The organism is Peribacillus sp. NPDC058075, from assembly GCF_042885195.1.
GTDB lineage: Bacteria > Bacillota > Bacilli > Bacillales > DSM-1321 > Peribacillus.
In genome coordinates this window covers 2,919,461-2,933,583 of the sequence record NZ_JBHVSL010000001.1, presented here as the reverse complement: position 1 = coordinate 2,933,583, position 14,123 = coordinate 2,919,461, and the positions used below count along the sequence as shown (strand labels likewise).

At 41.2% G+C, this 14,123-nt stretch carries 14 protein-coding genes; 13 read left to right on the top strand and 1 reads right to left on the bottom strand.

Going from position 1 to position 14,123, the window contains the following annotated elements:
- The first annotated feature begins 308 nt into the window (after nt 1-308).
- Nucleotides 309-1,052: an RNA polymerase sigma factor SigI gene (sigI, locus tag ACFVS1_RS14550; protein WP_387548317.1), complete on the top strand. Its 744-nt coding sequence runs from the start codon at nt 309-311 to the stop codon at nt 1,050-1,052.
- On the top strand, nt 1,049-2,392 hold the full coding sequence (locus tag ACFVS1_RS14545; protein WP_387548315.1) for an anti-sigma factor domain-containing protein: 1,344 nt from the start codon (nt 1,049-1,051) through the stop codon (nt 2,390-2,392). Before sigI ends, ACFVS1_RS14545 begins: the two co-directional genes overlap by 4 nt.
- A 56-nt stretch (nt 2,393-2,448) precedes the next feature.
- On the opposite strand, the gene ACFVS1_RS14540 is transcribed toward ACFVS1_RS14545, so the two are convergent.
- Complete coding sequence (locus ACFVS1_RS14540) at nt 2,449-2,640, bottom strand: alpha/beta-type small acid-soluble spore protein (protein ID WP_034314196.1); 192 nt, start codon at nt 2,638-2,640, stop codon at nt 2,449-2,451.
- Between the two features lie 234 nt (nt 2,641-2,874).
- Between ACFVS1_RS14540 and ACFVS1_RS14535 the strand changes: the two genes are divergently transcribed.
- From ACFVS1_RS14535 to ACFVS1_RS14485, 11 genes are all read left to right on the top strand, one after another.
- Complete coding sequence (locus ACFVS1_RS14535; RefSeq protein WP_352921731.1) at nt 2,875-4,227, top strand: TrkH family potassium uptake protein; 1,353 nt, start codon at nt 2,875-2,877, stop codon at nt 4,225-4,227.
- 202 nt (nt 4,228-4,429) lie between these two features.
- Nucleotides 4,430-5,752, top strand: coding sequence for an ATP-binding protein (locus ACFVS1_RS14530; protein ID WP_387548312.1), 1,323 nt, complete (start codon nt 4,430-4,432; stop codon nt 5,750-5,752).
- Between the two features lie 105 nt (nt 5,753-5,857).
- The gene (locus ACFVS1_RS14525) at nt 5,858-7,087 is read left to right on the top strand and encodes an acyl-CoA dehydrogenase family protein (RefSeq protein ID WP_387548310.1); all 1,230 of its coding nucleotides are present in this window, start codon (nt 5,858-5,860) and stop codon (nt 7,085-7,087) included.
- Nucleotides 7,084-7,857 (top strand): SDR family oxidoreductase, encoded by a 774-nt coding sequence (locus ACFVS1_RS14520; protein ID WP_387548307.1) that lies wholly within the window; start codon nt 7,084-7,086, stop codon nt 7,855-7,857. The genes ACFVS1_RS14525 and ACFVS1_RS14520 overlap by 4 nt, the downstream gene beginning before the upstream one ends.
- Nucleotides 7,858-7,894: 37 nt before the next feature.
- On the top strand, nt 7,895-9,505 hold the full coding sequence (locus ACFVS1_RS14515) for a long-chain-fatty-acid--CoA ligase (RefSeq protein WP_387549366.1): 1,611 nt from the start codon (nt 7,895-7,897) through the stop codon (nt 9,503-9,505).
- Between the two features lie 72 nt (nt 9,506-9,577).
- On the top strand, nt 9,578-10,141 hold the full coding sequence (locus tag ACFVS1_RS14510) for a TetR/AcrR family transcriptional regulator (protein ID WP_387548305.1): 564 nt from the start codon (nt 9,578-9,580) through the stop codon (nt 10,139-10,141).
- A gap of 43 nt (nt 10,142-10,184) precedes the next feature.
- Nucleotides 10,185-11,072 carry a 3-hydroxyacyl-CoA dehydrogenase family protein gene (locus ACFVS1_RS14505; RefSeq protein ID WP_387548303.1) on the top strand — a complete coding sequence of 296 codons (888 nt, stop codon included), beginning with the start codon at nt 10,185-10,187 and terminating at the stop codon, nt 11,070-11,072.
- Entirely contained in the window at nt 11,069-11,848 is a 780-nt protein-coding gene (locus ACFVS1_RS14500; protein WP_352921719.1) for an enoyl-CoA hydratase, read from the top strand. The genes ACFVS1_RS14505 and ACFVS1_RS14500 overlap by 4 nt, the downstream gene beginning before the upstream one ends.
- Before the next feature lie 17 nt (nt 11,849-11,865).
- A complete protein-coding gene (locus ACFVS1_RS14495; protein WP_387548299.1) occupies nt 11,866-12,267 on the top strand; it encodes an acyl-CoA thioesterase in 402 nt (133 codons plus the stop codon).
- A gap of 19 nt (nt 12,268-12,286) precedes the next feature.
- Nucleotides 12,287-13,348: a phosphotransferase family protein gene (locus ACFVS1_RS14490; RefSeq protein ID WP_387548297.1), complete on the top strand. Its 1,062-nt coding sequence runs from the start codon at nt 12,287-12,289 to the stop codon at nt 13,346-13,348.
- A 3-nt stretch (nt 13,349-13,351) separates the two neighbouring features.
- The gene (locus ACFVS1_RS14485; protein WP_387548295.1) at nt 13,352-14,110 is read left to right on the top strand and encodes a 2-phosphosulfolactate phosphatase; all 759 of its coding nucleotides are present in this window, start codon (nt 13,352-13,354) and stop codon (nt 14,108-14,110) included.
- Nucleotides 14,111-14,123: the final 13 nt, after the last annotated feature.

The window sequence follows — 14,123 nt, the reverse complement described above, 5'->3', positions numbered from 1 at the left end:
ATTTATGGAGATGACCCTCAAAAGCGCAGGGGTGTTTACGAATGATATGTTAAAAGATGTGAATATTAAATTCCGGTTATAAAAATGACAATTGTCCCATTGTATTGGACGAATATCAGGAAAAAGATAACTTACTGTAATTGCACTGTAATAAACGAGAAAAAACTAAGTATTTTATCATGTTGATATATTGTGTGATTTCAATTTTAATGCAAAAATAGTTCTTTTGGTACTGTCTTTTAGACTCCCTCCGCTTAAGATAAGTATGTTGATGCGTATTTTATGTTCAACAGGAGCGAGGTGAGTAAATGCTTGGATTGTTGTTTACAGCATTCAAAAAAAAGCGTTCTTTAGAAGAAACCGTATTGAAAATTCAACAAGGCGATATTAGCCTTCGTAATGATACCATAGAGTCATTCAAACCTTTTATTGCGAAAACAGTGTCATCGGTTTGTAAACGTTACATATACGAATCAGATGATGAATTCAGTATTGGTCTGATTGCTTTTAACGAGGCAATCGATAAATATTCCCCGGAAAAAGGCCGTTCTTTATTGGCATTTGCCGAAACCCTCGTTAAACGAAGGGTTATAGATTATATAAGAAGCCAGTCCAAACAAAAAGAAGTCCTATTGGATTTATCACTGAATGATGATAATGAGCAAAGCCATATATATATCGATAATGAAAATTCCATCAATGAATACGAGAAGCAGAAGGAATCGGAAAGACGAAAAGAAGAAATTTTGCTTTATATAAGCCATCTAGAGGATTTTGGTCTGTCATTTGAGGATTTAGTTGAAAACTCTCCCAAACATGCAGATGCCAGGAAGGGAGCTATTATGATCGCTAAATTGTTAATGGAAGATGACGAACTGAAAGAAATCCTGTTTGCAAAAAAGCGGCTGCCCGTAAAACAGCTTGAGGGAATAGTGGAAGTAAGCAGAAAAACGATTGAACGGAACAGAAAGTACATCATTGCAGTGGCAATCATAATAAACGGAGATTTTTTGTATTTGAATGATTATATAAAAGGGGCTATCGATGGATGAAAAAAGGAGTTATTCTTTCAGTTAATAAGCGATTTGTAACCCTATTGACCCCCGAGGGTGAATTTCTGAAAACCAAAAGGCAGGAACGGGTATATGAAGTGGGAGAGGAAATCACTTTTTCACCTGCTAAACAAAAGTTCACTTTAGCCTTTTCCAATTTTCATTCATCTTTCAAAAAAACGGCCGTGCTAAGCATTGCCTCCACCTTCTTGATTCTTTTTTCGATTCTTCCTTCTTATTTCTCCGATCCTGTGTCGGCATATATGACAATAGATGTGAATCCAAGCATTGAATTGGAGCTTGACGATGATTTAGAAGTTCTCAAACTTACCGGTTTAAATGAAGACGGCAAGCTTGTGATTGGTCAGCTGAAGGACTGGAAAGGCAAGAATATAAAGACTGTTACAAACCGGATCGTTGAAACGACGAAGAAACTTGGTTATTTGAAAGGAAATAAACAAATTGTCGTTTCCACAACGATATTGGAAAAAGATAAAGAACTGGGTAAAAATTTAAAAGAAGAGATAAAAGAAATTTCTGAGCAGGATAATGTTTCTAACTCAAAAATGAAAGTGATCCAGGCAACAAAAAGCGATCGGAAGCAAGCAAGGGAACAGGGCATATCCACGGGTAAGTATCTCGAAAAGATGTTGAATGAGGATAAAGATAAGGTAAAAGTCAATAAGAGGGAGCCAGCTCCAGCACCAGATAGAAAAGTCGAGGAAAAGGTTGTTATTCCGAAAGAGAAAAGCGTAACACTGAGTACGGATAACAAATCGGGTGGAGAAAAGAAAAAAGAGAATAATGAAATGGAAAAAAAGGAAAAGCCGGCCAATGAATCTGAACGGAAAAATGCGGGTATGAAAGTTACCAAAATTAAAGAGCAAACTGAACGGGAAGATACAACTGGAAAACGGAATGCAATAAATGGATACAAGGAAAAAAGCAATGAGTCAAAAGGAAAACCCTATAGCGACCAAAGCAACCAATCAAAGTACAAGCAGAAAAATGAAAAACATGATAAAAAGTTCGATGAAAAAAAAGTTTCATCAGCCAAAGAAAACAATAATAATGATCATCTAAAGCACGAAAATAAAAATAAACAAGCTAACCAAGTGAAGCAGGCTAAACAGGATAAGCAAGCAAAACAGGTTAAGCAAGCAAAACAGAATAAGCAAGCAAAACAGAATAAGCAAGCAAAACAGAATAAGCAAGCAAAACAGAATAAGCAAGCAAAACAGAATAAGCAAAATAAGCAAAATAAACAAGATAAGCAAGATTGGGATAAGTCGAAAAAGGGTAAAGGCAATAATGGAAACGAAAATGGACATAATCATTAAAAAGAGTCCAGCATGCAGCTGGACTCTTAGCCATGGATATTTAATTGTGTTAGGAATTATTGACCTTTAAGCTGAGATTGTGCTTGTTGTACAAGACGTTTCGTGATTTCTCCGCCAACTGAACCATTGGCACGTGCTGAAGTATCAGAACCTAATTGTACACCGAATTCAGATGCTATTTCATATTTGATTTGTTCTAATGCTTGTTCGATTCCAGGAACAAGAAGATTGTTACTGCTGTTAGCCATTTTTGAATCTCCCCTTTACTTTTTCAACGGCTTTTGCCGCTGTAATGATAGTATAAGTAGAATGGCGAGTTTTACTTATATGAGCAGCATCAAACTTATTGGTAATCCTGCCTTTTTGTTGTAAGTAAGTCAGTTTTAAAAGAGAATGGAAAAAAGAATGAAAAAAGGGTAAACTAGATTTTTAATGGTTATGTGATTTACATAACTATATAGGAGTAAGAAAGGAAACTCTTTATGTTTGCTATCAAAAAAATATTATCAAAGTTAACACCAGCTCAGCTTATTGTCGGTTATTATTTTTTGGCCGTCACTATCTCGACCATACTGTTGAGTTTGCCGGTTGCTCTGAAGCCAGGCGTGGAATTTAAATTCATGGATGCTTTATTCACAGCCGTAAGTGCAGTTAGTGTGACAGGTCTGACAGTTGTTAGTTTGCCCGAAGTGTATAATGAGGTAGGCTATTTCATTCTAATGTTCGTTCTCCAATTTGGCGGTATTGGCATCATGACACTCGGAACCTTTTTCTGGCTTATAGTGGGCAAGAAAATCGGTTTGAAGGAAAGGCAATTGATCATGACTGATCAAAACCAATCGAATCTCGCTGGCCTTGTTAAGTTATTGATCCAAATCATTCAGATATTTGTCGTAATTGAAATGATTGGAGCTCTCGTTTTAGGCATTTACTTTCTGAACTTTTTTCCAGACTGGAAAGAGGCCTTTTTAAATGGCTTATTTTTAGCCGTAAGTGCCACCACGAATGCTGGTTTTGATATTACCGGTATATCGATGATTCCATTTAAAGACGATTATTTTGTACAGTTCATTACAATTATCCTGCTTACCCTTGGCGCCATTGGGTTTCCTGTTTTAATTGAGCTGAAAGAGTTTTTGTCCAATAGGGCCCGTACTTATAAGTTTCATTTTACTTTGTTCACGAAGTTGACCTCAGTCACTTTTTTTTCCCTTATCATAGGGGGAACGATCCTGATTTATCTATTAGAAATAAATGGATTCTTTAAAAATAAGAGCTGGCATGAATCATTCTTTTACTCTTTATTTATGTCCTCCAATACGCGAAGCGGCGGGTTAGCAACCATGAATGTGAGTGACTTTTCGGAACCGACCCTTTTATTAATGAGCATTTTGATGTTCATTGGGGCATCCCCAAGTTCAGTCGGGGGAGGAATCCGGACAACTACACTGGCCATCATGATTTTATTTTTATGGAATTTCATGAGAGGAAGGCGTTCCATTAAAGTGTTCAAACGGGAGATTCATCCTGATGATATCCGCAAAGCGACAGCAGTTATGATCATGGGATCCCTTCTTTGCATAATGGCGGTCTTCATTTTATCAATTACCGAAAATTTCACTTTGATGCAAATCATTTTTGAGGTATGTTCGGCTTTCGGCTCAGTCGGCCTTTCGATGGGAATCACGCCTGACCTCAGTAATACCGGTAAAATTGTAATTATGATCATTATGTTCATTGGCCGTGTCGGGATAACCTCCCTCCTATATATCATAGGCCATAAAGAAGTAACGGAAAATTTCCATTATCCAAAAGAACGTGTCATCATTGGGTAAATGATTTGTAGTTTAACAGTGACCTTTCCACACGTGGAAAGGTTTTTTGTGTTGTTTGCAGGAATCTTTGATAAAATGTTGAAATTTACCTATAAGTGAGTTACTGAGTTTTCCACCATTTCTATTTAGATATGCTAATTTGGCCCCTTACTTGGAATTCGATCGGATGAAGTATAAATCATTTGGTAAGGAGGTGGAAGAAGTGAAGAAATATACAGGAAGAATCTTTGTCCCTGCCCTTTTCTTTATATTGATACTGCCCTATATAGGATGGATCGGTTATGAAGAACGGAGGTTTTCCGCCTTTGCAGGAATATATTTAATCGTAATTTTAACCATAGCCTGGTGTTTGGGTGCCATCTTTGATCATCAACGTAAAACGATTGCTTTATTGCAGGATAGCGAAGGGCGTTATCGCATTATCTCCAATTACTCCAAAGAACTGGTCAATAGCTTCAATGAGGTTATTTTCCAAACGGATGATAAAGGAAATTGGCTGTACTTAAACCCAGCATGGAAATCGATGAGTGGTGCAACCGTGAATGAATCCCTAGGGCTTCACTTTTCTAAACATATGGATAACAATTCTTATCAAGACGTTTTAAAGGCCTTTGCAGACACCTTTCATCGAGGGAATAAATATTTTCGTGCGGACATAAAACTAAATGCGAAAAAGGGAACAAGTTGGGTTGAAGCATTCGTTAAACTTATTTATGATGACGCTGGCAAATTCATCGGGACGGCGGGCATATTATCGGAAATCAATGAACGTAAACATGCGGAGGAAAAGCTTGTGAGCCTAAACGAACATTTGGCCATCACATCAAGCAAATTATCAACGGCTGCCCAACTTGCGGCAGGGATTGCACATGAGGTCAGAAACCCGATGACAGCCATAATGGGATTCGTGAAGTTGATTAAAGATGGAGGTGCCGAAAAGCAGGAGTACTATGATATTATTTTTTCGGAAATAAATCGAATTGAGCAAGTGCTGAATGAACTCTTGCTGCTATCGAAACCTGCTGAGGCGGTTTTTCTTGAGAAGGATTTAAAGGAAAGCTGTAACCACGTCGTGACGTTATTGGAGACAAACGCAGTACTGAACGATATTCAAATTCATAAAAATTATGATTTAGAACCTATTTTTATGTACTTTGATGAAAACCAAATCAAGCAAGTACTAATAAACATGATAAAAAATTCCATAGAATCGATGCCGAATGGCGGAAATATTTTTGTGAGCATAAATGGGGAAAATGGGGAAGTTTTTTTGAGCATTTTGGACGAAGGTGAGGGTATTCCGGAAAACTCCCTGCAAAAAGTTGGAGAACCATTTTTTACTACAAAAGCATCAGGAACGGGATTGGGTCTTTCCGTTTGTTTTAGAATCATCGAAAATCATGGCGGAAAAGTTTTCATCACAAGTGAATTGAAAAAAGGTACGAAAATCGTTTGTATATTTCCCACCGTCCAGCAAAAGGAAAATAATGGGGACCAAAAGGCCCATGTACAGGGCTTTGAATGATAAGAAAATAAATGGTTTAATTGTTGAAAAAATCAGAATGTTGTGTATATACTTTAAAAGTAATAACATACTAACCGGTTAGTAAGTTTAAAAGGAGGAATCAATTTGAACTTTGAACATACTCAAAAGGTGAAAAACTTGGAAAAGAAGTTAACGGAATTCATGGAAAAGCACGCCTACCCAAATGAATCAATATACAAAAAGCAGCTCGAAGCACAGAAGAGCCGCTGGAGTGAAATACCCCCGGTATTATCTGAATTGACGGCAAAAGCAAAGGAAGAAGGATTATGGAATTTATTTTTACCTGATAGCGATTATGGGGCGGGTTTAACAAATCTAGAATATGCCCCGCTGTGTGAAATCATGGGTAGGTCCACGATAGGACCTGAAATCTTCAACTGTAATGCGCCGGACACTGGTAATATGGAAGTGTTGGTGAGGTACGGCTCTGATGAACATAAAGAACGCTGGCTGAAGCCCTTGCTTGCTGGGGAAATCCGCTCATGCTTCTCGATGACGGAACCGGAAGTGGCGTCTTCCGATGCGACCAATATCGAATGCAGGATAGAAAAGACGGGCAATGAGTATGTCATAAACGGCCGAAAATGGTGGTCTTCGGGAGCAGGGGATCCTCGATGCAAAATTGCCATCGTCATGGGGAAGACAGACCCTGAGGCGTCCAAGCATGAACAACAGTCAATGATTCTTGTACCGCTGGATACACCGGGTGTCAAAATCGAGAGAATGCTCCCTGTGTTTGGCTATGATCATGCCCCGCATGGCCATGCTGAAATCACTTTTGAAAATGTGAGGGTACCGGCAACGAATATTCTATGGGGGGAAGGCAAAGGATTTGCAATTGCCCAAGGACGACTCGGACCCGGAAGGATACATCATTGCATGAGGCTGATCGGCGCTGCTGAAAGAGCACTTGAAGAATTATGTAAGCGCATTCAAAATCGTGTCGCTTTTGGTAAAACATTGGCGAGACAAGGTGTGATCATGGAGTGGGTTGCCGATTCACGGATTGAAATCGAACAAGCGAGACTTCTGACCCTAAAAGCAGCTTATATGATGGATACTGTCGGGAACAAGGAAGCGAAGGCGGAGATTGCCATGATAAAAGTGGTGGCACCAAATATGGCATTGAAAGTGCTGGACAGGGCCATACAAGGCTTTGGGGCTGCAGGGATTTCCGATGATTTTCCTTTTGCTGCACATTGGGCGAATGCACGGACGTTAAGGCTTGCTGATGGGCCCGATGAAGTTCACCGCTCACAAGTTGCTAAATTAGAACTTCGAAAATACCAACAAAAGCATGAGGTGAAAATATGAAAGTGACCGACTTATTCGATCTGACTGGAAAGACGGCGATCATAACCGGCGGAGGGAGAGGATTGGGAGCTCAAATAGCGACCGGCTTTGCCGAAGCTGGGGCAAATGTCGTTCTTTGTTCAAGGAATAAGGAGGCATGCGACGAAGTTGCTTCGCAAATCGAAAAGCTAGGAGTCAAGGCGCTTTCCTTCAAGTGTGATATCACCAATCCGTCAGATGTACAGGAAGTGGTGAACGAAACGTACCGTGAATTCGGTGCCATCGACATTTTAGTAAACAATAGCGGGGCATCCTGGGGGGCACCGGCCATCGACATGCCCCTTGAAGCGTGGCAGAAGGTGATGAATGTCAATGTAACCGGAACCTTCATCATGAGCCAGACAGCAGGCAGGGTCATGATTGAGCAGGGACATGGGAAAATCATAAACATCGCTTCCGTCGCCGGATTAGGGGGGACCGACCCTAGGGTGCTCGATACGGTCGGATATAATACGAGTAAAGGGGCGGTCATTACTTTAACAAAGGATTTAGCTGTTAAATGGGGTCAGCATAATATCAATGTAAATGCGATCGCACCTGGATTCTTTCCGACAAAAATGACGAAAGGGGTTCTTGAGCAAGGGAAGAATCCAATCTTGGATTCCACCCCGCTAAAAAGATTAGGGAGTGATGATGATTTAAAAGGGGCAGCGGTTTTCCTGGCCTCGAAGGCATCTGATTTTGTGACTGGAAATATCTTGATTGTCGATGGAGGTTCACATGCAAAGTAATGAAAGGTAAGTAAATATAGCTGGAGGGTATGAAATGATGAATGAAAAAAAATGGCTGTCCGTTTATCCTGATTCAATTTCAAAGGAAATAAAAGTCCCTGAGTTTCCGATGCAAAGAATCCTTCAAAATGCATGTCAGTCTTATCCAAACAATACAGCTATTACTTTTTATGACCGAAAGATAACTTATCAGGAACTTTTTCATGCGTCGCAAGCCTTTGCTTCAGCCCTGCAAAAAAAAGGCGTTCAAAAAGGCGACCGTGTCGCCATCATGCTGCCTAACTGTCCGCAATACGTCATTGCGTATTATGGTTCGTTGACAACTGGAGCCATTATCACCCAAATCAACCCAATGCTGGTTGAAAGGGAGCTGCAGCATATTTTACAGGACTCCGGTGCAGAAACGATCGTGGTATTGGACGGATTATACCCGAAAGTGAAAAGTGTTCAGCAACATGCAAATCTGAAAAATATTATCGCCGTAAGCCTTCAGCCTTCGGATGCAGATTTCAAACCTGATGCTTCTTTTGCCCAATTCATGAAGACAGGAGACGGGAAAGTCAATCCAGTATCAATCGATCCGGAAAATGATATAGCCGTTCTTCAGTACACAGGTGGGACGACTGGCCGTTCAAAAGGGGCGATGCTGACTCACAGCAATATTCTGGCCAATGTCGTTCAATCGTATGAATTCTTCAAGCATGAATTAAAAATGGGCTCTGAAAGAACGCTGTCGGTCATCCCGCTTTTTCATGTTTTTGGAATGACGTCCGCAATGAATTTATCCGTGTATATCGCGGGTGACTCGATCATGCTGCCGCGATTTGAAATAGAAGAAGTGCTGGAAACGATAAAGCGTGAACAGCCGACCACTTTTCCTGGTGTACCTACCATGTATGTAGCGTTGACGAATCACCCGAAGGCAGAAGAATATGGAATGGGCTCAATTCAGGTCTGTAACAGCGGAAGTGCTCCGATGCCCGTGGAACTGCTGCGTGAGTTCGAACGAAAATCAGGTGCAAAGATTTTGGAAGGCTACGGTCTTACGGAAGCTTCGCCAACAACACATTGTAACCCGGTATTTGCAAAAAGGAAGCCGGGGAGCGTCGGGATCGGTCTCCCTTCGACTGAATATAAAGTGATGGATCTTGGAGACGGAACAAAAGAAGTGGCCACTGGCGAAATGGGGGAATTGGTCGTCAAAGGTCCCCAAGTGATGAAAGGGTACTGGAATATGCCGGAGGAAACGGCGGTAACCCTTAGGGATGGTTGGCTTTATACGGGTGATATCGCCAAAGTTGATGAAGACGGGTATCTCTATATTGTCGATAGGAAAAAAGATTTGATCATCGCAAGTGGCTATAATATATATCCGCGAGATGTGGAGGAAGTGCTTTATGAACATCCTGCTGTCCAGGAAGCGGTTGTCATCGGCGTTCCGGATGCGTACCGAGGGGAGTCGGTAAAAGCGGTGCTTGTACTTAAAAATAATAAAAAAGCAAATGATCGGGAAATCATCGATTACTGCCGTGCCAACCTATCGGCCTATAAAGTTCCGCATTTCGTTGAATTTCGTGAAGAGTTACCGAAAACAAATGTCGGAAAGATTTTAAGGCGGGCTTTAAGAGAAGAACTTTCCAGGAAATAAGAGGGCTTTGATAGTACGAAAGCGTATGATATCAATTCAGCTGAAATTTTAACAGATTGCGAGGGTGCTTACATGAAAGAAAAAATGACAGAACATAGCATACGCTTATTTGAAAAGAAAGGCTTTAGTGAAACGTCGATTTCCGATATCGTCGAATCGGTCGGGGTGACGAAGGGAACGTTTTATTATTACTTTACGAGCAAAGAGCAATTGCTTATGGATATTCATCTCGCATATATAGACGAGTTGCTTAGTGAGCAGGAAACGATCATTTCGGAACCAGGGAAAAGCTGTAAGGATAAGCTTTTCGATATGGTATATATGCTTTTAAAAAGCATTAAAACCAAAAAATCGAGCGCAACGGTATTTTTCCGTGAAATGAAAAATCTAAGTGACGAAAAACTTGCACAAATCCTTCCTAAGCGGGATGAATTCCGTAATAAAATCGAGCAAGTGCTGATTGGCGGCATCGAGAGCGGAGAATTGCGTTCCAATCTCGATGCATCCATCATCTCTTTTGCTATTTTGGGTGTAGCCAATTGGAGCTATCATTGGTTCGACCCAGAAGGTGAAAAAACCGAACGGGAAGTTGCCTCCATTTTTATGGGAATGATTCTGCAGGGAATTGAAGCGTGACCAGGTCACATACTAACCAGTTAGTTGAAGGGAGATAGAAGGCATGGCCAACAAGCAAATTCAATCGGTAACCGTAATTGGGGCCGGTCAGATGGGGCATCAAATTGCGATGCTTGCTGCACTTGGAGGATACGAAACGATTCTTCAGGATGTTCAGGAAAACGCGTTGAATACAGCCAAAGAAAAATTGGACGTCATTTTGACTAAATGGGTTCAAAAAGGAAAATTGTCTGAAGATCGTAAATTGGCTGCATTTAGCCGTCTTCAATATACTACCGATCTTGAGAAAGCTGCGAGTGGAGCTGATCTGATCATTGAAGCGGTAGTTGAAAAACTTGATGTGAAACAGGAGGTCTTCGCTAAACTTGAAGAATTCGCCCCCGCGGAAACCATTTTTGCAACGAATAGTTCAACGATCGTCAATAGCCTGCTTGCGAGTGTAACGAATCGTCCGGATAAGTTTATTAATATGCATTTCTTTTTTCCGCCTCTAGTAATGGATTGCGTTGAGGTTGTTATGAGTGAACAAACATCGGAGGAAACAGCCAAGCTTGCGATGGAAGTGACAGAGAAAATGAATAGGACAGGAGTTTTGTTGAGGAAAGAGATATCGGGATTCGTAGCCAATCGAATATTGGGAGCGTTGCAGCGTGAGGCCTTATATTTGTATGAAGAAGGAATTGTGGATTATAAGGATATCGATTTAATTTGCAGGAAAGCTTTAGGCCATCCCATCGGCCCTTTTGAACTGATGGATCTATCAGGTATTGATGTGGGATATTTTGTCATGCAGCAGCGCTTCAATGAAACTGGAAATCCGGAAGACAAGCCAAATGCTTGTATAGCAGAAAAGGTGAATAAGGGACATTTAGGAAGGAAAACAGGAAAAGGCTGGTATGATTATCCAAATCAAGGAGTGAAAAATCGATGACAAAATTAATTAGAGTGGTTAAGGAAAATAAGCTTGCTGTCATCACCATCGATAATCCTCCATTAAACGTAATCAGTAAACAAGTATTCAGAGACTTGGGAGAAACATTCGATGAACTTTCAAAAGATAATGACACTGTTGCGGTCCTCATAACAGGTGCAGGCAATATCGCATTTGCGGCTGGTGCTGATATAAAAGAATTCCCTAGCATGATGGGGAACCCGAATATGAAAGGAGTGGTAAAGGAAGGTCATGCCGTCCTAACCAAAATAGACCAGTTTCCTAAACCTACAATTGCTGTATTAAATGGCCTGACTTTGGGGGGCGGATGTGAACTCGCTCTGGCCTGTGATTTGCGAGTGGCTGAAACACAGGTTCAAATTGGTCTGCCGGAAGTGAAATTAGGCTTATTTCCTGGAGCTGGCGGTACACAGCGTCTGTCCAGACTTGTCGGAAACGCAAAGGCAAAAGAGATTATATTTACCGGTGACCCGCTAGGTGCCATTGAAGCGGAAAAAATAGGGCTTGTCAATAAAGTTGTCGAGCAAGGCTGCGGCTTATCGGAAGCGAAAATCTTGGCCTCACGAATGACGAGACACTCACTTCAGGCACTTTCGAGAATCAAGAAGGCGATTAATGAAGGAAGTGAAGCCACCCTTGAACAAGGTCTAGAGATTGAAACGAATCTTTTTGAAGAAATCTTCCAAACTGAAGATGTTAAAGAAGGGGTTTCCGCTTTCCTGGATAAACGTAAACCTGCTTTTGTACATCGTTAACTAAAAGGAGGGGTCTTATGCATGAATTGGAAGTCGACGTCCGTTTTTCCGAAACAGATGCTTTGGGCCATATCAATAACACAAGCTATTTCATTTACCTTGAAGAAGCGCGCATGAAATTTTTTGAAGCTTTGGGCCTAGCGACGAATGTTGAATCATGGAACTTTTTGTTAGCCTCCACTAAATGCGACTTTATTGCTCAGGGATATTTCAATCAACTCTTGACCATTCGTTCATCTATAAAAAAGGTAGGGACGAAAAGTTGTGAAATGGCCCATGAAATCCTCTGCTCACAAACTGGGGAAATCATTGCTAAGGGAAGCGCAGTTTTAGTCTGTTTTAATTTTTTGAATCAAAAAAGTGAACCTATTCCTGAAATGATTAAAGAAAAACTCATTTCACATCTTGTTCATAATTAGAATGAAGGAGTGGAAGAACATGGTTGACGATACGATTCCTGTCCGGCCCGGGGAGGAACTGAATCTTGATGCATTAGAAGGTTTCCTAAGAAAAAATATATTGGACCTTCCAAATGAACCATTAGAATTGCAACAATTTTCAACGGGCTATTCCAATTTGACCTATCAGCTGAAAATGGGTGAGTGGGAGGCTGTTCTCAGAAGGCCACCGCTTGGTCCTGTTGCTCCAAAGGCACATGATATGAAGCGGGAACATCATATCCTTTCCTCAATCCATCCATATTTTCAAGCGGCTCCCGAGCCTATTCTGTTCTCGGAAGACGAATCGATTGCCGGGGCCCCTTTTTTCCTAATGGAGAGGAAACATGGAATTGTAATAGATACCGAATTTCCTGAGGAACTCGAGCCAACTGTCGAAAAGTGCCGGCAGCTTTCTCATATCATGGTCAATCGGCTTGCTGATCTTCACTCGATTCCTTATGAGAAAACTGCGTTGGTGGAAATCTCCAAACCTGAAGGGTTCATTGAAAGACAGGTGCGCGGATGGATTTCCCGCTATGAGAGAGCAAAAACTGATGAAATCAAGGAAATTCGACCGCTTATCGATTATTTTCAACAGTATATCCCAAAACATAGCCAGACTTCTATTATCCATTATGACTATAAGATCAATAATGCCATGTTTAACAAGGACCTTACAGAGATGGTTGGTTTATTTGATTGGGAAATGTCCACCGTTGGTGATCCGTTAGCAGATCTAGGAGTGGCTTTAAGCTACTGGACGGAAAGCGGCGATCCGGAACTTATCAAAATCGGTGTGGGTAAAGCGTCCGTCACGACTTTACCTGGTTTCCCGACACGAAGGGAATTTATCGAGATGTATGCAGCTAGAAGCGGCAGGGACGTTTCATACGTCGATTTTTATTTAACATTCGGTTACTTTAAGTTGGCTGTCATTCTTCAGCAAATCTATTATCGATATAAAAAGGGCCAGACTAATGATCCCCGTTTTTCCAATCTCGGAAAAACGGTTAAAAGCTTACTCACTCATGCAGCAAATGTAGCTGCGAAGGAAGTTTGATATATGGATTATATACAAAACATTCATTTGCTGCTAAAAAAAGAAGAGATAGATGGGAAAAAGCTTCAAGAAGGGGAGAAAGTAGCTGTCGTACTTGATGTGTTATTAGCGACCACTACGATTATTTCAGCACTTCATGAGGGAGCACGCCAGGTGATACCTGTCATGGATCCAGTGGATGCCTTGGTGAAAAGCAAGGAATTGGACCATGGGGATGTTGTAGTGGCAGGGGAACTAAAAGCTAAACCGGTTGAAGGTTTAATGTATCCGAGTCCGACACTACTGAGTAAGTTGGTACGCGGCAAAACATTAATACTTTCCACGACTAATGGAACGGTTGCGTTGAGAAATTCAGCCGCTGCCCAAAAGGTTTATATCGCTTCTTTGTTGAATAATCCGTCGGTTGCGGAAAAAATAAAAAACCATCATAAAACAGAATCGATCATCATCGTTTGCTCGGGAAACTCAGGTGAATTCAGTCTGGAGGATTTTTACGGTGCAGGTCATTTGATAGATTGCTTGATTGCTGGATCGCAAGGCTCGTTCATACTCAACGATGCGGCCAAGGCCGCCAATGCGCTTTATCGTACGAATAGCGAAAATGCCTTTGATATCCTGAAATCATCGTATGTCGGACAGCTGTTTGACAAACATAGTTTGATCGCCGATTTGGAATTGGCAGCGCAAAAAGGTTCGTTCGATCTTGTCCCGGAGTTGGTGGATGGAAGGATCGAAGCTGAATTGAAAAGGCAGGAAACGTAGTTCAAAATCCAGA

Bases quoted from the DNA above. Each gene is read 5' to 3' on its own strand.
- sigI (WP_387548317.1), top strand. From the start codon at position 309: ATGCTTGGATTGTTGTTTACAGCATTCAAAAAAAAGCGTTCTTTAGAA.
- ACFVS1_RS14545 (WP_387548315.1), top strand. From the start codon at position 1,049: ATGAAAAAAGGAGTTATTCTTTCAGTTAATAAGCGATTTGTAACCCTA.
- ACFVS1_RS14540 (WP_034314196.1), bottom strand. From the start codon at position 2,640: ATGGCTAACAGCAGTAACAATCTTCTTGTTCCTGGAATCGAACAAGCA.
- ACFVS1_RS14535 (WP_352921731.1), top strand. From the start codon at position 2,875: ATGTTTGCTATCAAAAAAATATTATCAAAGTTAACACCAGCTCAGCTT.
- ACFVS1_RS14520 (WP_387548307.1), top strand. From the start codon at position 7,084: ATGAAAGTGACCGACTTATTCGATCTGACTGGAAAGACGGCGATCATA.
- ACFVS1_RS14515 (WP_387549366.1), top strand. From the start codon at position 7,895: ATGAATGAAAAAAAATGGCTGTCCGTTTATCCTGATTCAATTTCAAAG.
- ACFVS1_RS14510 (WP_387548305.1), top strand. From the start codon at position 9,578: ATGAAAGAAAAAATGACAGAACATAGCATACGCTTATTTGAAAAGAAA.
- ACFVS1_RS14505 (WP_387548303.1), top strand. From the start codon at position 10,185: ATGGCCAACAAGCAAATTCAATCGGTAACCGTAATTGGGGCCGGTCAG.
- ACFVS1_RS14500 (WP_352921719.1), top strand. From the start codon at position 11,069: ATGACAAAATTAATTAGAGTGGTTAAGGAAAATAAGCTTGCTGTCATC.
- ACFVS1_RS14495 (WP_387548299.1), top strand. From the start codon at position 11,866: ATGCATGAATTGGAAGTCGACGTCCGTTTTTCCGAAACAGATGCTTTG.
- ACFVS1_RS14490 (WP_387548297.1), top strand. From the start codon at position 12,287: ATGGTTGACGATACGATTCCTGTCCGGCCCGGGGAGGAACTGAATCTT.
- ACFVS1_RS14485 (WP_387548295.1), top strand. From the start codon at position 13,352: ATGGATTATATACAAAACATTCATTTGCTGCTAAAAAAAGAAGAGATA.